Here is a 20,441-nt window from a genome sequence, read left to right as displayed (position 1 = left end):
CCCATTCTCCGGCGCGCAGGGTTTACTGGAAATCACCATGAACACTGTCGCTGAAACTGCACTTTCCGATTACGTCGTCGCCGACATCGGCCTGGCCGGCTGGGGCCGCCGTGAAATCGCCATTGCCGAAACCGAAATGCCGGGCCTGATGGCCACGCGCGAAGAATATGCCGCCAGCCAGCCCCTGAAGGGCGCGCGCATTGCCGGCAGCCTGCACATGACCATCCAGACGGCCGTGCTGATCGAAACCTTGAAGGCATTGGGTGCCGAGGTGCGCTGGGCTTCGTGCAATATCTTTTCCACCCAGGATCACGCGGCCGCGGCCATCGCCGCCGGCGGCACGCCCGTGTTTGCCGTCAAGGGCGAAAGCCTGGAAGACTACTGGCAGTACACGCACCGCATTTTCGAATGGCCCGCCGGTCAGCATGCCAACATGATCCTGGATGACGGCGGCGACGCCACGCTGCTGCTGCACATGGGCGCCCGCGCCGAGGCCAATCTGGCGCTGCTCGACAACCCGGGCAGCGAGGAAGAGCGCGTGCTGTTCGCCGCCATCCGCCAGAAGCTGGCTGCCGATCCCAAGTGGTATTCCGCGCGCCTGGCGCAGATCAAGGGCGTCACCGAAGAAACCACCACCGGCGTGCACCGCCTGTACCAGATGTCGCGCAAGGGCGAGCTGGCCTTCCCCGCCATCAACGTCAACGACTCGGTCACCAAGTCCAAGTTCGACAATCTGTACGGCTGCCGCGAATCGCTGGTCGACGGCATCAAGCGCGCCACCGACGTCATGGTGGCGGGCAAGATCGCCGTGGTCTGCGGCTTCGGCGACGTGGGCAAGGGCTGCGCCCAGGCCCTGGCGGCGCTGCGCGCCCAGGTGTGGGTGACCGAGATCGACCCGATCTGCGCCCTGCAGGCGTCCATGGAAGGCTATCGCGTCGTCACCATGGAAGAAGCGGCGGCCCAGGCCGACATCTTCGTCACCGCCACCGGCAATTACCATGTCATCGGCCGCCAGCACATGGAGCGCATGAAAGACCAGGCCATCGTCTGCAATATCGGCCACTTCGACAACGAGATCGACGTGGCCTCGATCGAAGACCTGCAGTGGGAAGAAATCAAGCCCCAGGTCGACCACGTGATCTTCCCGTCTGGCCGCCGCATCATCCTGCTGGCCAAGGGCCGCCTGGTGAACCTGGGCTGCGCCACCGGCCACCCCTCGTTCGTGATGTCGGCTTCGTTCACCAACCAGACCATCGCCCAGATCGAACTGTACACGCGCGGCGAAGCCTACGAGTCCGGCAAGGTATATGTGCTGCCCAAGCACCTCGACGAGAAGGTGGCGCGCCTGCACCTGAAGAAGCTGGGCGTGCACCTGACCGAGCTCAGCAGCGAGCAGGCCGAGTATATTAATGTGCCGGTGACCGGCCCCTACAAGCCCGATCACTACCGTTATTGATTCGGTGCCCGGCGCCGCTGGTGCACCGAGCCTGATGGCGCTTGTGCGGCCTTGCCGGGCTGCGCCGGCGCCCCGGCAGTAACCCTGGCGCGCACCTCGCGCGCCGCGTCTCACCTACGGCGGCATGCCCGCCATCACAAGGAGTATGGATATGGAAATCATCCTGGTCTGGATCCTGAATGCGGTGGCGCTGCTGATCGTGGCCTACATCCTGCCCGGCATCAATGTCTCGTCCTTCGGCTCGGCGCTGATCGCCGCGCTGGTGCTGGGCCTGCTCAATACCCTGGTCAAGCCCGTGCTGATACTGCTGACCCTGCCCATTACCATCGTCACGCTGGGGCTGTTCCTGCTGGTGCTCAATGCGCTGGTGTTCTGGTTCGCCGGCTCCATACTGAAGGGCTTCCAGGTAAGCGGCTTCTGGTGGGCGCTGCTGGGCGCGTTCGTGTACAGCGTGGTCTCAGGCCTGTTTTCAAGGTTGATCTATAGATGAATCCGACCCAGTCGGTAAGCCTGGAATTCTTCCCGCCGCGCGACATCGCGGCCCAGGAAAAGCTGGTGCGCTCGGCCAAGCAGCTGCTGGCGCTGCAGCCCAGCTACGTCAGCGTCACGTTCGGCGCGGGCGGTTCCACTCGTTCGGGCACGGCCGACACCGTGCGCATGATGCAGAACCTGGGTTGCGATGCCGCGCCGCACCTGTCGTGCATAGGCTCGAGCCGCGCGGTGCTGGCCGAGATCCTCGATGCCTACAAGGCCTCGGGCGTGCGCCGCATCGTGGCCCTGCGCGGCGACATGCCTTCGGGCATGGGCGGCGATGCCGGCGAGCTGCGCTATGCCAGCGACCTGGTGCGCTTCATCCGCGAGCACAGCGGCGACTGGTTCCACATCGAAGTGGCCGCCTACCCGGAAATGCATCCGCAGGCCCAGTCGACCGAGCAAGACCTGGATCACTTCGCCGCCAAGGTGCAGGCCGGGGCCGACGGCGCGATCACGCAATACTTCTTCAACGTCGACGCCTATTTCGACTTCGTCGCACGCGCCCAGGCCAAGGGCGTCAACGTGCCGATCGTGCCGGGCGTCATGCCCATCACCAATCATTCGCAGCTGCTGCGCTTCTCGAACATGTGCGGCGCCGAGGTGCCGCGCTGGATCCGCCTGCGCCTGGCCGATTTCGGCGACGACCGCGCCTCCATCCGGGCCTTCGGCGTGGACGTCGGCGTGCAGATGTGCCAGCGCCTGCTGGACGAGGGCGCGCCGGGGCTGCATTTCTACACCCTGAACAACGCCGAAGTAACGATGGAGATCAACCGGCAGCTGCGCCTGGAGCCTGCGGCAAGCCATTGAGCGATCCTCCGCCCCGGCATACGGTGAAACGGGCTCTGCGCTGCCGGGGCCTGGGCTTGCTGGGCCTCGAGTAATGCTTTTGGTCGAATCGAGGCCCGGAGCGCTGGCTATACAGAGCCGTGCTTTGCCATACTTGCATTGAAATTGGCTTCGGCAAGCTGGGCTACGGCGGCAAGCATGGAATCATTCAAAGCGGCTGCCAGCACGGCGTTGCGTTCGCGATAGGCCTGGGTGACGCGGCAGCGATCGGTTGAAAGCCTGCGTAAGAGATCGATGTCCACAGCACTGAAACGCCGCATCCTCTGGATGCGCCACGCCAGCGCGTCAAAGACGTCGATCAGCAAGTCGTTCCCGCAGAGCGCCAGTTCCGCGGCCATGTATTTTTCCGTCTCGACAATAACCCTATGTAGATCGTCGAGACGGCGGGTTTCTTCTGCCAGCCGGTGGGCGCAGGCGTCGAGTTCTCGCAATTCCTCGTCCGAGGCATGTTGCACGATTGCCTGCGACAAATACGCATGCAGCGCCCGCCGTATGCCATAAAGCTCGCGTATGGCCTTGACGGAAAGCCTGGCGACTTGCGGGCGCCGGCGCGGCTCGATACTGACCAGCCCTTTTTCCGCGAGCTGCATCAAGGCTTCCCGGATGGGAGTTCGGCTGGTTCCAAACCGTTTTGCCAGCGCCACGGAGTTCAGATCGCTGCCCGACGACAGGCGGCCTTCGATGATTTCGAGCCCGATCTTTTCAACGATGTCACCGACGATTGGTGCCGTGGCTACCCGAGGCTGTTTGGGCACTGAGCGGTTCCTCTGTTTTCCGTTATTGGCTGCATTGTATTGAACAGCATGGGCGGTAGGCTTGCCGCGCAACGCAGCGGCCTGTTCATGGATCTTCCTCGATGCGTGATTTTCCCTAATTTGTCGACACTATTGGTATTTACTCTAATAATTATTAGGAAAAATTGAGAATAAGATGAAAAGTGTACACACTTAAATTAATTTACGACAAGCTAGGATGGCCCACCATGACGGCTTCTAATCGGCCGGCGGCACTTATTGCCGCCCGGATTGCCATGCTTCCCGCCCGTGGCTTCATAGGGAAATTGATTGCGACCATCGCACTGGGAGGGTGTTTCGAGTTCTACGACATGTTTTTGACGGCGTATATCGCGCCTTCGCTGATTCGCTCGCACATTTTCGTTCTGCATACAGAGTCTTTTTTCGATATTCACGGCATTGCCGCCTTCGTGGCTGCGCTTTTTGCCGGAATGTTCGTAGGAGCCGGGCTTCTGGGCGGGCTGGCCGACCGGTTCGGACGGCGTGCCGTCTTTTACTGGAGCTTGCTCATATATAGCGCGTGTACGTTCATCATGGCACTGCAGACCACGCCTGAATGGGTGGTCTTCTGGCGTTTTCTCGCAATGGTGGGGGTTGGGCTCGAGCAAGTCGTCATCGATACCTATGTGTCGGAATTCGTCCCGGCTAGCAAGCGCGGGCGCGCATTCGGATTGACTCAGGCAATCTGCTTCACGGCGGTGCCGGTCGTGGCCGTCTTGTCCTGGATCCTGGTTCCGCACACGATTCTGGGCCTTGACGGCTGGCGGATCGTCACCATTATCGGCAGCCTGGGTGCGTTGATAGTGTGGTTCGTACGCCGCTGGATGCCCGAATCGCCCATATGGCTGGAAAAGGTGGGGCGGCATGGCGAGGCCGAACAGACCATGGCTGAAATTGAGCGTTCGGCGGGGGTTGCCGCCGCCTCGCGGGCGGGCGCGCCGGCAAGCCTCGACGTCCAGAATGGCCCGGTGGGTGCGCCGTCCCCCGAGCTGTCGTTTTCTGCGAGGTGGCGGCTGATGTGGTCTGCGCCGCTGCGCGGGCTGCTGATTGTCATGTGCATATTCAACGTTTGCGTGACGGTCGGCTATTATGGATTCGCTTCGTGGGTTCCCACTTTGCTCGTTGCCAAGGGCATGACGGTCACCAAGTCATTGGAATATAGCGTCATCATGGCCTTGGCCGCGCCTTTGGCGCCGCTGTTGTCGATGCTGGTTGCCGACCGCATGGAACGCAAATGGCAGGTTTGCCTGACTTGCGCCATGTGCGCGGTGCTGGGTTGCCTCTTCGGCGCGGCCAGCTCTGCCGCCGTGGTCATGCTGCTCGGGTTCTTGTTGACGTTGAATAACGGCTGGATGTCGTCTTGCTATCACACCTATCAGGCTGAGGTTTTCCCTAGTGTCGTGCGTGGCCAGGCGGTCGGCTTCGTCTACTGCTGGAGCCGGTTCGCGGGGATTTTCTGCAGCTTTATCGTGGCTTGGCTGTTGGGCCTGTATGGCCCGCTGGGCGTATTCGTCTTCATTACCGCCAATATGCTGGTCATTGTGGTGCTGATAGGCTGGTTCGGCCCGCGCACCAACCACGACAGCAATGATGTGAATGTGCAGGGGCTTGCTTATGAGGCGAAAATCGCCATGAATCGATAGCTTTGCGAGCGCCGTGTTCCAGCGATCCGGGCGCATGATGAAATTGAGGAATGCACGTGCGGCCGGGGCGCAGCTTGGCGGCAAACGCTGCAAAATGGATGTTTATGCCCGACAACGATATTGTTCTGAAACGGATACGCGGTTTCCACGTCGGTGGGCGGCGGCGGCGTATCACTGGCTTCGATGCCCGGCCCAGGTCGCGGGTGCCGGGCGACGCCCCTGTCGCCATCGACATGAACGGCGACCACATGGTCGGGCAGCTCTATGCCAAGGAGTACCTGCAGTCCGATGCCCGGTTCGCTTTACCCGTGCTGTTGTGGCACGGCGGCGGGCTGTCGGGGGCTTGCTGGGAAGATACCCCTGAAGGTGGCGCAGGGTGGCTCGATTATTTTCTGCGCGACGGATGCGACGTCGTCGTCTCTGATGCATTCGAGAGGGGCCGGGCCTCGTTTCCGCCTTATCCGCAATTCCTGTCCAGCCCGCCCGAGCATCGCTCTCTGGAGGCGGTCTGGCACCATTTCCGCTTTGGCCCTGGCGGCAGCTATCCGGATCCGCTGACGCCCGAATCGCTGCGGGCTCGCGCGTATCCGGGGCAGCAATTCCCAGTCGAAAGCCTCGAGCAATTTGGCAGGCAGTTCGTCCCTCGCTGGGCGGGTACGGATGAATTTGCGCTGCGGGCGTATGCGGAACTGCTGGAAAAAATCGGCCCCTGTGTGGTGATAGGGCACAGTCAGGGCGGGTCATTCGCGCTCGAGTGTGCCAGGCGCCATCCCGATCTGGTTCGCGCCGTGGTTGCGGTTGAGCCTGCCGCCGCGCCCGCCGGCGAGCCCGGTGCCGGCGGCGCCCCGCATTTGTTCGTGTGGGGAGATCGCATCGACGACAACCCGACGTGGGTGCGCTACCGCGATGCGGCATTGCGGTACAAGCAGCGGCTGCAGGCCCAGGGAGTGCGGGCCGATTGGCTGAGCTTGCCCGACCACGGCGTCGGCGGCAACAGCCACATGCTGATTATGGATCGCAATAATCAGGCCATCGCGGCCATGGTCGGTGGCTGGCTGCGGGAACTCTTTCCTTAGCCTACCCGAGAGGCGCGGCGTACTTTGCGTCTGGCCCGTCTACAGCACCGGGGCGGGCACCGGCCAGCCCTTGTCGGTAAGTATCGCGTCGAGCCGCATGTCGTGCGCGGCCGGCGTATAAGCCTGGCCCGACAGATCGCCACAGGCCCAGGCCACACCTATGCTGGTATAGGCATGGCCCGCGGCTTTCAGGGCCGCCAGCGTGCGGTCGTAGTAACCTTTGCCGTAGCCGACCCGGTCGCCCTGGCGGGTATAGCCCAGCGTCGGCACCAGGATCAGATCGGGAGGCTCCGCCGGTTCCGCCTGCGGCTCCAGTATCCCGTACGCGCCTTCCCGCATGGGCGTGTCGGGTGTCCAGGGGCGGAACTCCAGCGGTGCGTCGGGGCGCGCCACCACCGGCAGCGACAGCGTCAATTCTTCGTTTGCGGCCCATTGATGCAGCAGGGGCTGCAGCTCGGGCTCTTCCTGCAGCGACCAGAAGGCCGCGATGCGCCGCGGCGCCGGGCGGCCGGCTTCGAGCAGGCGTGCGCGTGTCGTCGCCAGCCATGTGTAGAGGCGGCCGCGTATCAGCAGGCCGCCGCGTTCGCGCGCCTCGGGATCCATGGCGCTGCGCAGCTGTTTGAGTCGCGTCCGCAGAGCGACTGCGGTATCCTGTGGGCTGTTGTTCATGTAGCGAGATCGGGGTTCGAGCAGATGTTATCCAGGCAATCGCAACGGTACCAGAAAACCCTGAACCTTTCCCACGTCGCCCTGCGCAAGCTTTCACGCAAAAGCTGGTGGCTCGCCTTGTCCGTGGGCCTGGCCGGCTGCGCCGGCGCCAAGCTGCCTGCCGGCACCGCCGCGGCGGCCACGGTGCAGGCCGAGGCCCCGGCGGCGCCCGCCGCCGATCCGCCCTATGTGCCGCTGCAGCTGCAGCCTGCGCCCGGCGTGCAGCAGGCGCTGCTCGATGCGCGCCAGGCGCTGCAGCATCGCCAATGGGATCAGCTCGCTACGCTCATGCCGGCGGCCCAGGGCGATGCGCTGGTGGGCGACTACCCCACTTATTGGTACCTGCGCCAACAGCTCAAGGATCCCAACGCCGCCATACCGGCGGCGGCCATCCAGCATTTCCTGGCCAACAGCCGCGATCCCTATCTCATTGATCAGCTCAAGGCCAACTGGATCGTGGCCGCGGCGCGCAAGGGCGATTACGCCATGGTCGAGCGCATCGGCCCGGTCAAGACCGGCGGAGCCCAGGTCGAGTGCGCACGCCTGCAGGCCAAGGCGGTCGGTGGCAAGCCGGTGTCGGCCAGCGAGGCCCTGGCGGTGTTCGCGTCCGGGCGCGAGTGCTGGTCGCTGTTGAATCTGCTGGTGGCGTCCAATGTTCTTGGCTGGCCGCAGCTCGAACCCATGCTGCGCGACGCGATCGAGCTCAACCGCAAGGGCGATGCCCAGCGGCTGGCCGATCAATTGTTCCAGCCTGCCGGGATGTCTGCCTATCATGCCCTGATGCAGAATCCCAAGCGCTGGCTGTCCAAGCAGCCCGCGCCCCGTTCGCGGGCTCAGACTGAACTGGTGACGCTGGCTCTGGGGCGCCTGGCGCGCGCCAGCGACCGTGACGCCGCCGCGGCTTATGTCGAGCAGCACTGGGCGCATGCCGTGCCCGCTGCCGACCTGCAGTGGGTCTGGGGCCAGTTCGGCTTGATGGCCGCGCTGGATGTGGACAGCTCCGCGGTGCGCTGGTATCGGCGCTCGGGCGATGCCCGCATGACCGACAACAATCACGCCTGGGAGGTGCGCTCCGAACTGCGCCAGGCGCGCATAGACTGGAACCGCGTGCGCAAGGCCATCGACAAGATGTCCGCCAGCCAGCGCGCCGAACCGGTCTGGACGTATTGGTATGGGCGCGCTCTGGCCGCCCGTGGCGATCGTGCCGGCGCCACGGCGCGCTACCAGTCGATCGCCGGGGTGCTGGATTTCTACGGCCAGCTGGCCAACGAGGAGCTGGGCCGCCCGATCTCCATTCCGCCCGAACCGCCGCCGGTCACGGCCGCCGAGCTGGCGCAGGCGCGCGCCGACGTGGGGCTGCGCAGGGGGCTGCGGCTGTTCCGCCTGGGCTGGCGGCCCGAGGCCGTGGCCGAATGGAACTTCAGCCTGCGCGGCATGAGCGACCGCCAGCTGCTGGCCGCCGCGGAACTGGCGCGGCACGAGCAGATCTTCGACCGGGTCATCAACACCTCGCTCAAGACCACGCACGAAATCGACTTCAAGCAGCGCTTCATCGCGCCGTTCGAGGGCCGAGTGGCCGCCAAGGCACGCCAGATCGACCTCGATCCGGCCTGGGTCTACGGCCTCATACGCCAGGAATCGCGCTTCATCACCGATGCGCGCTCGGCGGTCGGCGCATCGGGGCTGATGCAGCTGATGCCCGCCACCGCGCGCTGGGTGGCGCGCAAGATCGGCATGGACAACTTCTCGCCCGCGTCGGTCAACGACTTCGATACCAACACCATTCTGGGCACCAATTACCTGAGCATGGTGCTGCAGAGGCTCGACGGCTCGCAGCTGCTGGCCACCGCCGGCTACAACGCCGGGCCGGGGCGTCCGGTGCAGTGGCGTTCCAAGCTGTCGGGGCCGGTGGAAGGGGCCATCTTCGCCGAGACCATTCCATTCACCGAGACGCGCCTCTACGTCAAGCACGTAATGTCCAACGCCACGTACTACGCCACCATGTTCACCGGCCAGCCCCAGTCGCTCAAGGCGCGGCTCGGCGTCGTCTCGCCCGAGCCCAGTGCCAAGGTAGGCATGCCGTAGATGTTCGGGGCCTTGAACGTGAAGCCGTCTTGCTCCCTCATGCCGTGCTGCGGCGAGTGGGGGCGTCAATGAGCGCGCCCTCCCACGGGGAGGACGCCGCGCAGCGGCAGGAGGGCGGCCCATCGGCCCCGGCCGATCGGCACACGGCCGGCCTGGACGTCTACATCGTGGGCGGTGCGGTGCGCGATGCCTTGCTGGGCCTGCCGGCGGGCGACCGCGACTGGGTCGTGGTGGGCTCCACGCCCGAAGAAATGGCGGCGCGCGGCTTCATCCCCGTCGGCGGCGATTTCCCAGTGTTCCTGCACCCGGACAGCAAAGAGGAATATGCGCTGGCGCGCACCGAGCGCAAGTCGGGGCGCGGCTACAAGGGCTTCGTGTTTCACGCCGGCCGCGACGTCACGCTCGATGAAGACCTGCGGCGGCGCGACCTGACGGTCAATGCCATTGCCCGTGCCGCCGACGGCCGCCTGGTCGACCCGTTGGACGGCCAGGCCGATCTGCGCGCCAAGGTGCTGCGGCACGTGGGCGGTGCCTTTGTCGAGGATCCGGTGCGCCTGCTGCGCCTGGCGCGTTTTGCGGCGCGCTTCGGCGATTTCACGGTGGCGCCCGAGACTATGGAACTGGCACGCAGGCTGGTGCGCGACGGCGAGGTCGACGCCCTGGTGCCCGAGCGGGTCTGGAAAGAAATGGCCAAAGGGCTTGCCACGCGCCGCCCTTCGCGCATGTTCGAGGTGCTGGAGGCGGCGGCGGCCTTGCCGCGGGTGCTGCCCGGCCTGGTCTTCGACGACGAGGTGGCGCGCGCCATCGATGCCGCGGCGCGCGCCGGCCTGCCGCTGGCCTCGCGTTTCGCGCTGCTGCTGCATCGTTCGCCCCAGCCGGCCGAGCTGGCGCGCCACGTCAAGGCGCCGGCGCATTGCGTGGATTGCGCGCGCCTGCTGCCCGTGGTTCTGGATGCGGCCGGCGGCGCGGCACAGGCTGCGGATCCACAGTCCTGGCTCGCGCTCATGGAACGCTGCGACGCGCTACGCAAGCCGCAGCGCTTCCTCGATCTGCTGGATGCCGCCGCCTGCATCGAGGCGATCGACGTTGCGGCCTGGCATGCACGCCTGGCCGCGGTGCAGGCGGTCGATGCCGGGCGCATCGCCAAGGCCTGCGGCGCGGATGCCCGGCGGATCCAGGCCGCGGTGCGGGCAGCGCGGCTGGAGGCGCTGGCCGGCGGCGTGCCGTCGGGAGAACGACAGGCCTAGCGCTGCGGCTGTCCAAGTGGATTCAGGGGATCATGGCAACCATGATGATTTCCACCAGGCGATCGCTGCCCGCCAGGCTGGCCTGACACGTTGCGCGTGCCGGCGCGGTTCCAGGCTTGAACCAGGTATCCCAGACCTCGTTCATCCCCGCGTAATCCCGGCTGATGTCCTTGAGCCAGACCTGTGCCGAGATCACGTGATCCTTGTCGGTGCCCGCCCGTGTCAGATAGCCTTCTATGTGGCCGAGCACCTCGCGAGTCTGGCCGGCGATGTCCTGGCTGCAATCCTGGGCCGTAATGCCGGCCAGAAATACCGTATTGCCGTGAATCACCACTTTGCTCATTCGGCCGTTGGTGTCAATGCGTTTGAGTTCCGCCATCTTCATTCCTTGATTTTTGAGATTACCGCCGCAGCCGGTCGGGCTGAAGCAGACTGTGTTGCCAGACTACTGGCGCATTAAATAAAGAATCAGCTTGGCCTCTGCCGCCCGTTGGGGGCGGGCCATCCCACTGCCGCGGCCGGCACTGCCGAACGATCGGTCAGCACCTCCACCACCGCGGGCCTGCCGCAATGCAGTGCCTCTTGCAGGATCTCTCTTAGATCCTGGGGTCTTTCGACGCAATAGCCCGCGCATCCGAAGGATCGGGCCAGGCCCGAAATGTCGGTTGCGGCAAACTCCAGGAACCTGCGCCCTGGATCCTCTTGCGGCCGGCCGGATCCGCCGTGAAATAGCGCATCTTCTTGTGCGAAGCCGGAATTGTTGTTCACCACGAACACGACCGGAAGTTCGTACCTGACGGCGGTTTCCAGTTCGCTCAGGTAATAGAAGAATCCACCATCCCCAATGAAACAGACGACCTTTCTGGCCGGAAATGCGCATTGAGCGCCAATGGCGGCGGGCAGGCTCCAGCCGAGCGTCCCGGCCGCCCGCAGGTAGGACTGGCTCGGCTTGAGATCCATCAAGCTTGCCGTCCACCACCCGGCATGACCCGTATCCGCGACCAGGAGGCAATCGTCGGAGAGGCTTGCATTCAGTTCCGTGCATAATTGCTCGGGCCGTATCGGCGTGCGATGCGTCCTCCCGCTCGTTTCGATCTTCCGCCGCGAGGCTTCGGCGTAAGCTGCTGCGACGCGCAGCCAGTCGGCGTGCGCGGGCCGCGGGGGCCGGCCGGATTCCTTGTACGCACAGAGCATCTGGTGAAGCACGGTCTTCACGTCGCCCACGATGGAAACCGCCGTGGGGAAGTTTCTTCCCATCACTTGGGCATCGATGTCTATCTGGATGATCTTGGCCGAGGGCGCGGGGAGGCTCCAGCGATTGGTGACGTGCCCGCCGGCCCGGCTGCCGGCGAAGATCACCACATCGGCATCGAGCACCGCGCGGTTGGCGGAATCCCGCGAATAAGAACCCACGACGCCGCAGGCCAGCGGATCACGTTCGTCGATGATCCCTTTCGCGTTCATGGATGTCACGATCGGTGCGCCGAAAGCGCGGGCGAATTCCAGCAGCGCCGGGCCGGCGTCCGAGACGCGCGCGCCGCCGCCCGCGATCAGGATGGGGCGTTGCGCACCGGCCACCAGATCGACCGCGCGGCTGACGGCGTCGGCTTCTCCTGGAGTGCGATGGCAGGGGGCGCTATGGTCGGCGATCGCCGAAAGATCCCAGAATTCAGCCGGAAGATGCTGATCGAGCAACTGGCCGGCCGCGCCTTCTACCTCCACATGCACGGGGCCGGGGGCTCCGGAGGTTGCCGTTCGGGCGGCGAGACGCAGCAAATCGGGAAACCGCTCTACCCGGCGCACTGATATGTTGAGTTTCGTGACGGCGTCGAACATGCGCATATCGTCGGAATCCTGATAGGCGAACTTATATGCCGTTGCCCCGTCGCCGCCGCCGGTCAGGGCTATGACCGGCGAGCCAACCAGAAAGGCATCCCGCAATCCGCTGGCAAGGCCGGCGCCGCCGACGTTCTGCGCATAGCAAAGGCCAATGGCGCGCGCGGCGCGTGCATAGCCGTCGGCCATGCATGCCGCTGCCGCTTCGGAGTGTGCGGAAATCACGCACACTCCGCTGTCGTCCGCCAGATTGAGCGCCTTCGTGAAGGCCGCCGGAACACCGAACAAGTGCGTGATGCCGGCCTTCTTGATCGCCTCTGCCAGGAACACCTGGGCACATCCATCGGTCGACATAGGTTTCTCTCCAATCAATCTGCTGCCCACATGCTTTCGGGGTTCGCCGGACTCGCGCTGAGGCTTGGGGCCTGGGCTCATGCGCGGGGCGGGAGCTGCAGGAGTTTCGGAACCTTGATCGAGATGACTGCGCACCGGCCATTTTTGACCGCTTCGAGGCCGCGCCTGAGGGCGGGTTCCAGCATTTCGGCCTCGGTGACGTTCTCTCCGTAGGCGCCCGATGCCGTTGCTTCCACCGCAAAGTCGACCGGGCTATCCAGATACCCGCCGGGGAATCCCGCCGCCTCCGCATACCCATTGGGATAGTGCTTTGCCGTGTGCTCCGTTCCCGTGTTGTAGCTGTCGTTCTGGAACACGATGGACAGGAACGGCGCCTTATAGAGCCGGGCCGCCCACAGCGCGCATGTGGGCACGCCGAACATGTAGAAGCCGTCGCCTGAAATCATCACGACCGTGCGGTCGGGCAACGCCAGTTTCGCGCCCAGTGCCGCGCCGATTCCCCAGCCCCCCGAGCTGCTGGGCCGATGGAAATATTGCGCTGGGCCGGAAACCTTGAGGAAGCGGCGCACCGGTGCGGAGTCGATGGTGTCGTCGAAGACCACCGCATCGTCCGGGATGACCGAAGCGACAATCAGGGAGGCCCATACCGGGTCGATCACGTCCGTTCGGAAACGCGCGCTGGCTTCGTCGAATACGCTCTTGCGATGCGCCGACACATCGATGACCGCCTTTTCCCGTCTCTGCTTCAGAGCCGCGGTTTCGGGGGCTGTCAGTCGCGCCTCGGCCATGCGCAGGGCCTTGCGCACGAAGTGCTTCGTATCCGTCACCAGGCGCATGGACGCCGGGAAGTCGACCATCGGAACATGGCTGATCAGCGGATCATGATCGATGACGATGATCGACGCATCACTGGAAGGCGAAGTCGGGGCGCCGGGCAGCCAGGGTATGTCGCTTTCCAGAACGAACACCAGATCGGCATTGCTCATGTCCCCCTTGCGCCGGTACAGCGGATGATCGAAATCCAGGCATTGATAGCTGAACAGCCGGCCGTCGAGGACGGGAATGCCGAAATAATCCGCAAAACGCTCGAGCTCCGCCACGCTCTCTTCGTCCCGGCCGCCCAGGCCCACGACAATGACCGGCCGCTGCGCGTTGAGACAACGGTCGATCACCGTATTCATGGCGTCGTCACTGGGCTCGGATACCAGCGGTACGCCCAGCTGGCTGCTGCTTGCATAGCTCGGCTCGCGCTTGGCCGCCATCTGGATCTCGCGCGGCAGGCTGACATACACCGGCCCGCGGGGTTCCGTCATGGCGATCTGGATGCCCCTGCCAAAGACGGTTCCCGGGTTGTCCTGGTAGGCGAGCACGTGCTCCCATTTCATGTATTGGCGTACGATGCCGTTCTGATCGGGAACCTGCTGCGTGTAGAAATTTGCGGCGTCTATGCAGCCATCGATCGTGCCTGGTGTTGCCGTCGGCGGGATGCCCGCCGTAATGATGATGGGCAGCCTGCTGCGCGACGCGCCGTGTATGGCCGAGCCGTAGTTCAAGGTTCCCACGGCCACATGGGCCGCGGTCGCAACCGGCCTGCCGCTTACGGCCGAATAGCCCATCGCGGCGTTCAGGCTGACGATCTCGTGGGTCATCGTGTAGAGCTTGATCCCGGATTCTTGTTCTGCGTTTTGCCGGGCCACTGCCTCCTGGTAAAACATGATGTCGGATCCGGAGGTGAAGAACAGGGCGTCAACGCCTCCACGCCACATCGAATCGATAATCACGTCCCCATAGGTTCTGCCAACTGTTTCACTCATGGTATCGGTATTCCTTTTTTCCAAAACACAACATGTAAAGATGGCTCTCGCCTCGAAAGCAGGGGAAGTTCATTGCCGTTCGCAGGGCCATCGGCGGCGGGCCTGTGTTGGTAGACCACGAGTCTCCGCCGATTCCCTGCGAGTCGATGTGCCCACCGATCCTCGGAACAGCTAGTCGATCATGATGCCGGTGCTCTTGGCGATCTGCGAATACTTCTTGAACTCGCTTCTGATGAAACCGTCAAACTCGGACGGCGAGCCGGCCACCACGACGAAGGACAGGTTCTGAAGCTTGTTCTTGAGCTTGGGCGCTTCCAGAGACCTCTTCACGCCTTGATAGATTTTTTGCGTAACGTCGGGGGGCAGTTTGGCGGGCCCCCAGATCCCATACCAGGAAGGCATTTCGAAGTTCGGAATTCCGCTTTCCGCCACGGTGGGTACGTCGGGAAGCGCCGACGCCCGGTTCTGGCTGGTGACTGCAAGAGCCTTGAGGCGGCCCGACTTTACGTGCGGAATCGACGAAGGGAGCGGCTCGACCATCGCATTGACGTGGCCGCCGACCAGGTCGGTGAGAGCGGGGCCGCCCCCGCGATAGGCCACGATCTGCATATCGATGCCGCTGGAAAGATTGATCAGCTCCTCGGCGAAATGCCCCGCCGTGCCGAACCCGGATGTCGCCCACGACAATTCTTTTGGCCGCTTTTTCGCCAGCGCCACGAATTCCTGGAAGGTATGCGCAGGGAAATCGGATTTCACTAGCACCAGCTGCGGAACGTAGCCGATATGGCAGATGGGGGTGAAGTCCTTGAGAATGTCGTAAGACGGCGTACGGTGGATGATGGGGTCTATGACCTGACCTGTTGCCGTCAGCAGGATCGTGTAGCCGTCAGGGGCTGCGCGCATCACCTCTTTGGCACCGATTATGCCGCCCGCGCCGCCCTTGTTCTCGACGATGACGCCATGCCCCATCTGTTTGCTGAGCTCGTCGGCGACAAGGCGCGCGAGCGTGTCGGTTCCGCCCCCGGGCGGGAACGGCACGACGAGCTTCACCGGACTCTTGGGAAAATCGGTTGCCGAATTTGCAATACTCGGCAGCGCGGCCGTTGCGCCACCCGCCAGCATGCTCAAAATCAGGCGCCGCCTGCTCAATTCGAACGACGTAAATTCATTCATTTTGCCCTCCTCAGGTAGTTATCTCGGGTAGTTGTTTCAGGGATTCCGCCTTTACTAAAACGCCGTTTGCTTCTTGGTGCCGCTATCGATGATGGTTGCGGCCGCGCGTAAGCAGACAGTCCGCCCGGAGAGCGAATCCCGGTTGGAACGACAGCAGGGCACAACGGCTCGTGTCGGGAATGCTTGCGGAAACCGGAGTGGGCGCCAGCCCCCTCTCATCCATAGGTCAGCAGTACAACCACCAGAGCAACGGCTCGCAGCCCGCTGTACGGATGTCAGCCGCTGGTGATTCGTCGGGCGGCGCATCCCGCAATTGCCTGCGCTCAGCCCGGCACCCTGCCGGTTCGAACGCCTTGAACAACAGTCACAAATCCTTTACTCTGTGCCGGCATCATAAGTTATGTGAGTTCGAATTGCAAACAGTTTGTCAGACAAACATGCGAATATTACCCACTACTGAGAACACTCCCTTGAAAGCTCCCAAATCCGTTGTAAGAGTCGTGGCGCCATTGCGCCAACAGGTCTATGGCATATTGCACGAGGCCATTGCCCAGGGTCATTTCAAACCAGGCCAGCGCCTGGTTGAGCGAGAACTGTGCGAAACCTTGCAAATCAGCCGCCCGCTGCTGCGCGAGGTTTTGCGCAATCTCGAAGCCGAAGGCCTGATCCGGCCGGTGGAGCCACGCGGACTCGAAGTCGCCCGCATCACAATCGAGGACGCCCACAACATCTATGAAATCCGGCTGGCGCTGGAAGGGACGGCGGTTGCAGGTTTTGTGCGCAGCGCGTCCGACGCGCAGCGCCAGGCATTGCATGTCGCTTTCGCAAATTTCGAGGAAGCGTGCAAAACCGAGGATTCCAAGCTCGTGCACACTTCAAAGAACCGTTTCTACGAAGCCATCCTGGCGGGCTGCAACAACCCGCTCCTGAGCGACTTTCTTACGTCACTGCATAGCCGCATTCAATTGTTGCGAGGCGCTTCGCTATCCGAACCCAATCGCCTGCCGAACACGCTAAAGGAGCTGCGGGCCATCCACGACGCCATTTGCGCCAATGACGAGGCACTAGCCAAGCGGGCATGCAACATACACATCCGTAATGCCGCGCGGGTGACGAAGGAGGCCCTTGAGCGGCAGCAGCAGGTTGTCGAGGAAATCGAGTCCTGAATCTGAAGGCGGCTCGCTCGCGGGCCGCCGGCCGTGCCGGCCTTGCCTGGTGACTGCAATGAAGCAAACAACACTCGCTACACTCGGGAAATCGCCAGCAGTGGCGCCGGTTTGCACCTGTATGCCCGCTGCGGAACAGCCCGGAATTTCAGCTTGAAGGCTAGAGCCTGTGGCGGCGGTCGCCCGTGGCGAAGCCGGACAAGGGGCGTTCCAGTCCGCGGCCCACGGCCAGCACCTTGAACAGTTCGCCCATTTCCGTTTCCGAGATCAGCCTCTGCACCGGGCCCAGCGCGCGGGCGCGGCTCGCGGCGTCGAGGCTGTCCAGCGCGGCAAGCGCCTGCGGCAGCCCGGCGTTGAGCAGGAAGCGCGACTGCGAGGTGTAGCCCAGCACGTCCAGCCCGCCCTCCAGCGCGGCGTCGGCCATGGCGGTGAAATCCACGTGCGCGGTGATGTCCTGCAGGCCTGCCAGGATCAGCGGCTCGGCGTGCGCGTGGTGGCGGAAGTGGCACATCAGGGTGCCGCCGGCGCGTTGCGGGTGGTAGTACTCGTGCCGCGGGAAACCATAGTCTATGAGCAGCGCCGCGCCGCGCCGCAGCCATTGCCCCATCTGCCTGACCCAGGCTTCGGCCTGCAGGTTGATTTCGGATCGATAGCCTTCCAGCGGCGGCATGCGCTGCGCCACGATGGCGCGCAGTTCGGCGCTTGCCGGCCGTTCCAGGTAGACGAAAGGGGCGTCACTTATGCCTTCTGCGGCAGGGCCGACGCGTGCGGCCCGACCGGCGCAGGCCAGCGCTTGCTCTTGCGTCATGGCCTCGCCATGGCCGGCCAGCGCGCTGACGCCCACCCCGATTTCATGCAGGCCGCTGTCGGCGTCCCAGTGGAACAGGCTGACCGGCATGGCGTCCAGTACCTCGTTGGCCAGCACGCAGCCTTCGAAACTTGCGGGCAGCGCTTGCAGCCACTGCACCCGATCGCCGTAGCGGGCCAGCTTTTGTTCCTGGCGCTGGCGCAGTTCGGCCGAGACTTCGAGTATCCGGTATTCGACTTCCAGGCCCTGCGCGTCCAGCGCCTCGATTACCGAGGCGGCCAGGGCGCCGCTGCCGGCGCCGAATTCCAGGATGCGGTTCGAGCCGCAATCGCGCAGGATCTCGGCCGCCTGCATGGCCAGGGTGTGGCCGAACAGCGGCGTGAGCTCAGGGGCGGTGGCGAAGTCGCCGGTGGGCAGGTCGGAGCCGAACTTGGTGTTCCCGGCCGCGTAATAGCCCAGGCCGGGCTCGTATAGCGCCAGCCGCATCCACTCGTCGAAGGGCAGGAACCCCAGCGGTGCCTGTTCGATGTGCTGCAGCAGGGACTGTTGCATGGCCTGTTGGTGGCCCAGCGAGTCGGCATCCAGGGCGGGCAGGCCGCTGGGGGCCGTGGGGCGGATTTCAGTCTTCATCGGTGGTACGTGTGGCGCGGGGCGCACGGCGCAGCACATACAGCGCGTGGCACATGGCGATCAGAAAGGACAGCAGCAGCGCCACACAGACAGCCACAATGAAATTGCCCAGCGCGATCCATAGTGGAATGGAAAGCAGGGCGGCGAGCAGCAGCGGCTTGCGGGCAAGGAGTTTCATGGATGCTGGACGGGGCGGCCGCGGCGCGGGGGCGATGCCCGCTTGCGGCCCATGAAAGGGCAAGGGCCGCGCAACGGCGCGGCCCTTCGATTTTATCGTGTTGCGTCGCCGGGGACGAAAGTGGCGCCGCCGGCGGCGCTATGCGGCCCCTGCTGCCCGCTTATGCCGTGTGATCCGATTTCAACTTCATGAGCCGGCCCGGCATCCGGGCTCGGCTCCCGGCGTGTGGCCGCACCGGGCGCCGTGGCAGTGGATCAGGCGTGGCTGCGGCGTGCCGCAGGCTTGTACCCTGGTTTCTTGCCGAAAGCGGGGCGCGGGCCGGCGGGCTTGCGCCCCGGGCGGCCAGCGGCGTCGGCGTGCCGGCCGTGGTCGGGAGCCGTACGGGCGGGGCGGTCGCCGAATGCCGGGCGCGCGGCGCGGTCGCGGGCGTAGCCCTCGCCATTCCGTTCGCGGAAGGCCGGCTTTTCGCCGCGGCTTTCGGCGTGGCGGGGCGTGTCGCGCCAGGGGCGGTCTTCACGTGCCCCATGCCAAGGCTTGGCTTCGCGCTCCGGCCGGGCCGCCGCCTGGCGGGGATTCCCTTCGTATGCGTTGCGGCCCGATCCGTGCCAGGGGTTTTCCTCGCGCGCGCCGCGGCTGGCACCGTGCCAGGGATTCGCGTCGCGTTCGTTGCGGCCGGCGTGCTGTGCGCCGGGCTGGCGATCCGGCCGGAAGCCGGGCGTCGGCGTGCGGAAGTCTTCGCCGTCCGCGCGCCGGCCCTTGTCGTAGCCGCGTGCCGGACGCGCTTCGCGGTCGCCATAGCCGCCGCGGCCGGCGAATTTCCGGCCCGAGCCCTTGCGCTCGGTGTAAGTGGGCCGCGGCGCGGCCTTCTTGGGCTCCAGCCCCGGAATCACCTGTGAGGGTATGGGCTGGCCGATGAAGTGCTCGATGCGGCGTATTTTGTGGCGTTCCGATTGGGTGGCCAGGGTATAGGCCAGGCCGCTGCGGCCGGCGCGGCCGGTACGGCCGATGCGGTGCACATAGTCTTCGGCCTGCATGGGCAGGTCGAAATTCACGGCGTGGCTGATGCCCTGCACGTCGATGCCGCGGGCGGCCACGTCGGTGGCCACCAGGATGCGCAGCCGGCCTTTCTGCAGCATGCCCAGCGTGCGGGTGCGCTGGCGCTGGTTCATGTCGCCGTGCAGGGCGGCCGCGGCAAAGCCCTGGTCGGCCAGGCGGTCGGCCAGCTCGTCGGCGCCGCGCTTGGTCGACGTGAAGACGATGGCTTGTTCCATGTTGGCGTCGCGCAGCAGGTGGTCGAGCAGGCGCATCTTGTGGCTGCTGTCGTCGGCATACAGCAGGCTCTGGGTGATGCTGTCGTGGCGCTGCTTGGGGCTGGAGATCTCGATGCGCTGCGGCTCGTTCATCATCTTCGCCGCCAGGCGCGCGACCGTGCCGTCCAGTGTGGCCGAGAACAGCAGCGTCTGGCGCTCCTGGGGCAGGCGCTCGATGATGCTTTCGATATCTTCGATGAAGCCCATGTCCAGCATGCGGTCGGCCTCGTCCAGCACCAGGGTGTGCACCGTCGAAAGATTCACGCGGCGGGCCTGCAGGTGGTCGATGAGGCGTCCGGGTGTGGCCACCAGCACGTCGACGCGGCGCGACAGCGCCTTGATCTGCGCACCATAAGGCATGCCGCCGACCACCGTGGCGATGCGCAGGTCTTTCAATTGTGCGCCATACTGGCGCGTGGCGTCGCTGACCTGCATGGCCAGCTCGCGGGTGGGCGTAAGCACCAGCACCTGCACGCCGCTGCCTTTGTTGGCGGGCCGCCCGGCGATGCGCTGCAGGGCCGGCAGCATGAAAGCGGCGGTCTTGCCGCTGCCGGTCTGCGACGAGACCATCAGGTCATGCCCGGCGAGGGCCCGCGGAATGGCGGCGGCTTGTACGGAGGTGGGTTCGTCGAACCCGGCTTTGGCAAGGGCGGACAAAAGTCCGGGCGCGAGGCCCAGGGCTTCGAATGACATGCGTATTCCTTTGCCGCTGACGCGGCGCATGGCCGGACGCTCGGGGGTATGTATGCCGGCGCCGGTTGATCAAGGGAGCATCGTGCCGAC

The 20,441-nt window shown here is 64.8% G+C and carries 17 protein-coding genes; 8 read left to right on the top strand and 9 right to left on the bottom strand.

The features are described 5' to 3' along the window. Positions 1-37: 37 nt before the first annotated feature. From ahcY to metF, 3 genes are all read left to right on the top strand, one after another. Positions 38-1,456 (top strand): adenosylhomocysteinase, encoded by a 1,419-nt coding sequence (gene ahcY / locus CEY11_RS13900; RefSeq protein ID WP_088603995.1) that lies wholly within the window; start codon positions 38-40, stop codon positions 1,454-1,456. Positions 1,457-1,607: 151 nt separating this feature from the next. Further along, positions 1,608-1,946, top strand: a complete 339-nt coding sequence (locus tag CEY11_RS13895; RefSeq protein WP_088603994.1) for a phage holin family protein — start codon at positions 1,608-1,610, stop codon at positions 1,944-1,946. Continuing rightward, positions 1,943-2,797: a methylenetetrahydrofolate reductase [NAD(P)H] gene (metF, locus tag CEY11_RS13890; RefSeq protein WP_088603993.1), complete on the top strand. Its 855-nt coding sequence runs from the start codon at positions 1,943-1,945 to the stop codon at positions 2,795-2,797. The genes CEY11_RS13895 and metF overlap by 4 nt, the downstream gene beginning before the upstream one ends. A 107-nt stretch (positions 2,798-2,904) precedes the next feature. On the opposite strand, the gene CEY11_RS13885 is transcribed toward metF, so the two are convergent. Next, positions 2,905-3,663 carry a GntR family transcriptional regulator gene (locus tag CEY11_RS13885; protein ID WP_158215318.1) on the bottom strand — a complete coding sequence of 253 codons (759 nt, stop codon included), beginning with the start codon at positions 3,661-3,663 and terminating at the stop codon, positions 2,905-2,907. 155 nt (positions 3,664-3,818) lie between these two features. Here CEY11_RS13885 and CEY11_RS13880 point away from each other — a divergent pair, with 155 nt between their 5' ends. Together CEY11_RS13880 and CEY11_RS13875 are read left to right on the top strand one after the other, a co-directional pair. Next, complete coding sequence (locus CEY11_RS13880; protein WP_088603991.1) at positions 3,819-5,273, top strand: MFS transporter; 1,455 nt, start codon at positions 3,819-3,821, stop codon at positions 5,271-5,273. A 104-nt stretch (positions 5,274-5,377) separates the two neighbouring features. After that, complete coding sequence (locus CEY11_RS13875; protein ID WP_158215317.1) at positions 5,378-6,349, top strand: alpha/beta fold hydrolase; 972 nt, start codon at positions 5,378-5,380, stop codon at positions 6,347-6,349. A 39-nt stretch (positions 6,350-6,388) separates the two neighbouring features. Here CEY11_RS13875 and CEY11_RS13870 read toward each other — a convergent pair whose 3' ends face one another. Continuing rightward, positions 6,389-7,018 carry a 5-formyltetrahydrofolate cyclo-ligase gene (locus CEY11_RS13870; RefSeq protein WP_088603989.1) on the bottom strand — a complete coding sequence of 210 codons (630 nt, stop codon included), beginning with the start codon at positions 7,016-7,018 and terminating at the stop codon, positions 6,389-6,391. A 24-nt stretch (positions 7,019-7,042) separates the two neighbouring features. Here CEY11_RS13870 and CEY11_RS13865 point away from each other — a divergent pair, with 24 nt between their 5' ends. After that, positions 7,043-9,142, top strand: a complete 2,100-nt coding sequence (locus CEY11_RS13865; RefSeq protein WP_088603988.1) for a lytic transglycosylase domain-containing protein — start codon at positions 7,043-7,045, stop codon at positions 9,140-9,142. Positions 9,143-9,210: 68 nt separating this feature from the next. Beyond that, on the top strand, positions 9,211-10,389 hold the full coding sequence (locus CEY11_RS13860; RefSeq protein ID WP_088603987.1) for a tRNA CCA-pyrophosphorylase: 1,179 nt from the start codon (positions 9,211-9,213) through the stop codon (positions 10,387-10,389). A gap of 22 nt (positions 10,390-10,411) precedes the next feature. Here the strand turns inward: CEY11_RS13860 and CEY11_RS13855 are convergent, their stop codons facing one another. From CEY11_RS13855 to CEY11_RS13840, 4 genes are all read right to left on the bottom strand, one after another. Continuing rightward, positions 10,412-10,768, bottom strand: a complete 357-nt coding sequence (locus CEY11_RS13855) for a RidA family protein (RefSeq protein ID WP_088603986.1) — start codon at positions 10,766-10,768, stop codon at positions 10,412-10,414. Positions 10,769-10,857: 89 nt separating this feature from the next. Further along, positions 10,858-12,579 carry a thiamine pyrophosphate-binding protein gene (locus CEY11_RS13850; RefSeq protein WP_158215316.1) on the bottom strand — a complete coding sequence of 574 codons (1,722 nt, stop codon included), beginning with the start codon at positions 12,577-12,579 and terminating at the stop codon, positions 10,858-10,860. A 77-nt stretch (positions 12,580-12,656) separates the two neighbouring features. Continuing rightward, positions 12,657-14,393: a thiamine pyrophosphate-dependent enzyme gene (locus tag CEY11_RS13845; protein ID WP_088603984.1), complete on the bottom strand. Its 1,737-nt coding sequence runs from the start codon at positions 14,391-14,393 to the stop codon at positions 12,657-12,659. A gap of 171 nt (positions 14,394-14,564) precedes the next feature. Beyond that, the gene (locus CEY11_RS13840; protein ID WP_088603983.1) at positions 14,565-15,566 is read right to left on the bottom strand and encodes a Bug family tripartite tricarboxylate transporter substrate binding protein; all 1,002 of its coding nucleotides are present in this window, start codon (positions 15,564-15,566) and stop codon (positions 14,565-14,567) included. 470 nt (positions 15,567-16,036) lie between these two features. Between CEY11_RS13840 and CEY11_RS13835 the strand changes: the two genes are divergently transcribed. After that, positions 16,037-16,732, top strand: a complete 696-nt coding sequence (locus tag CEY11_RS13835; RefSeq protein WP_158215315.1) for a GntR family transcriptional regulator — start codon at positions 16,037-16,039, stop codon at positions 16,730-16,732. Between the two features lie 160 nt (positions 16,733-16,892). Here CEY11_RS13835 and CEY11_RS13830 read toward each other — a convergent pair whose 3' ends face one another. From CEY11_RS13830 to CEY11_RS13820, 3 genes are all read right to left on the bottom strand, one after another. After that, positions 16,893-18,170, bottom strand: coding sequence for a class I SAM-dependent methyltransferase (locus CEY11_RS13830; RefSeq protein ID WP_088603981.1), 1,278 nt, complete (start codon positions 18,168-18,170; stop codon positions 16,893-16,895). Further along, a complete protein-coding gene (locus tag CEY11_RS13825) occupies positions 18,160-18,348 on the bottom strand; it encodes a hypothetical protein (protein WP_088603980.1) in 189 nt (62 codons plus the stop codon). The genes CEY11_RS13830 and CEY11_RS13825 overlap by 11 nt, the downstream gene beginning before the upstream one ends. A 254-nt stretch (positions 18,349-18,602) precedes the next feature. Continuing rightward, the gene (locus tag CEY11_RS13820) at positions 18,603-20,351 is read right to left on the bottom strand and encodes a DEAD/DEAH box helicase (RefSeq protein WP_088603979.1); all 1,749 of its coding nucleotides are present in this window, start codon (positions 20,349-20,351) and stop codon (positions 18,603-18,605) included. Between the last annotated feature and the right edge of the window lie 90 nt (positions 20,352-20,441).

Origin of the sequence: Candidimonas nitroreducens, assembly GCF_002209565.1 — a bacterium.
Taxonomy (GTDB): domain Bacteria; phylum Pseudomonadota; class Gammaproteobacteria; order Burkholderiales; family Burkholderiaceae_B; genus Candidimonas; species Candidimonas nitroreducens.
The sequence above is the reverse complement of the archived record's forward strand: the minus strand, read 5'-3'. Positions and strand labels throughout refer to the sequence as shown.

Excerpts from the sequence above, each read along its gene's own strand:
- CEY11_RS13895 (WP_088603994.1), top strand. The coding sequence starts at position 1,608 with ATGGAAATCATCCTGGTCTGGATCCTGAATGCGGTGGCGCTGCTGATC.
- CEY11_RS13865 (WP_088603988.1), top strand. The coding sequence starts at position 7,043 with ATGTTATCCAGGCAATCGCAACGGTACCAGAAAACCCTGAACCTTTCC.
- CEY11_RS13820 (WP_088603979.1), bottom strand. The coding sequence starts at position 20,351 with ATGTCATTCGAAGCCCTGGGCCTCGCGCCCGGACTTTTGTCCGCCCTT.
- CEY11_RS13825 (WP_088603980.1), bottom strand. The coding sequence starts at position 18,348 with ATGAAACTCCTTGCCCGCAAGCCGCTGCTGCTCGCCGCCCTGCTTTCC.
- CEY11_RS13870 (WP_088603989.1), bottom strand. The coding sequence starts at position 7,018 with ATGAACAACAGCCCACAGGATACCGCAGTCGCTCTGCGGACGCGACTC.
- metF (WP_088603993.1), top strand. The coding sequence starts at position 1,943 with ATGAATCCGACCCAGTCGGTAAGCCTGGAATTCTTCCCGCCGCGCGAC.
- CEY11_RS13860 (WP_088603987.1), top strand. The coding sequence starts at position 9,211 with ATGAGCGCGCCCTCCCACGGGGAGGACGCCGCGCAGCGGCAGGAGGGC.
- CEY11_RS13850 (WP_158215316.1), bottom strand. The coding sequence starts at position 12,579 with ATGTCGACCGATGGATGTGCCCAGGTGTTCCTGGCAGAGGCGATCAAG.
- CEY11_RS13830 (WP_088603981.1), bottom strand. The coding sequence starts at position 18,170 with ATGAAGACTGAAATCCGCCCCACGGCCCCCAGCGGCCTGCCCGCCCTG.
- CEY11_RS13880 (WP_088603991.1), top strand. The coding sequence starts at position 3,819 with ATGACGGCTTCTAATCGGCCGGCGGCACTTATTGCCGCCCGGATTGCC.
- CEY11_RS13875 (WP_158215317.1), top strand. The coding sequence starts at position 5,378 with ATGCCCGACAACGATATTGTTCTGAAACGGATACGCGGTTTCCACGTC.
- CEY11_RS13845 (WP_088603984.1), bottom strand. The coding sequence starts at position 14,393 with ATGAGTGAAACAGTTGGCAGAACCTATGGGGACGTGATTATCGATTCG.
- ahcY (WP_088603995.1), top strand. The coding sequence starts at position 38 with ATGAACACTGTCGCTGAAACTGCACTTTCCGATTACGTCGTCGCCGAC.
- CEY11_RS13840 (WP_088603983.1), bottom strand. The coding sequence starts at position 15,566 with ATGAATGAATTTACGTCGTTCGAATTGAGCAGGCGGCGCCTGATTTTG.
- CEY11_RS13855 (WP_088603986.1), bottom strand. The coding sequence starts at position 10,768 with ATGGCGGAACTCAAACGCATTGACACCAACGGCCGAATGAGCAAAGTG.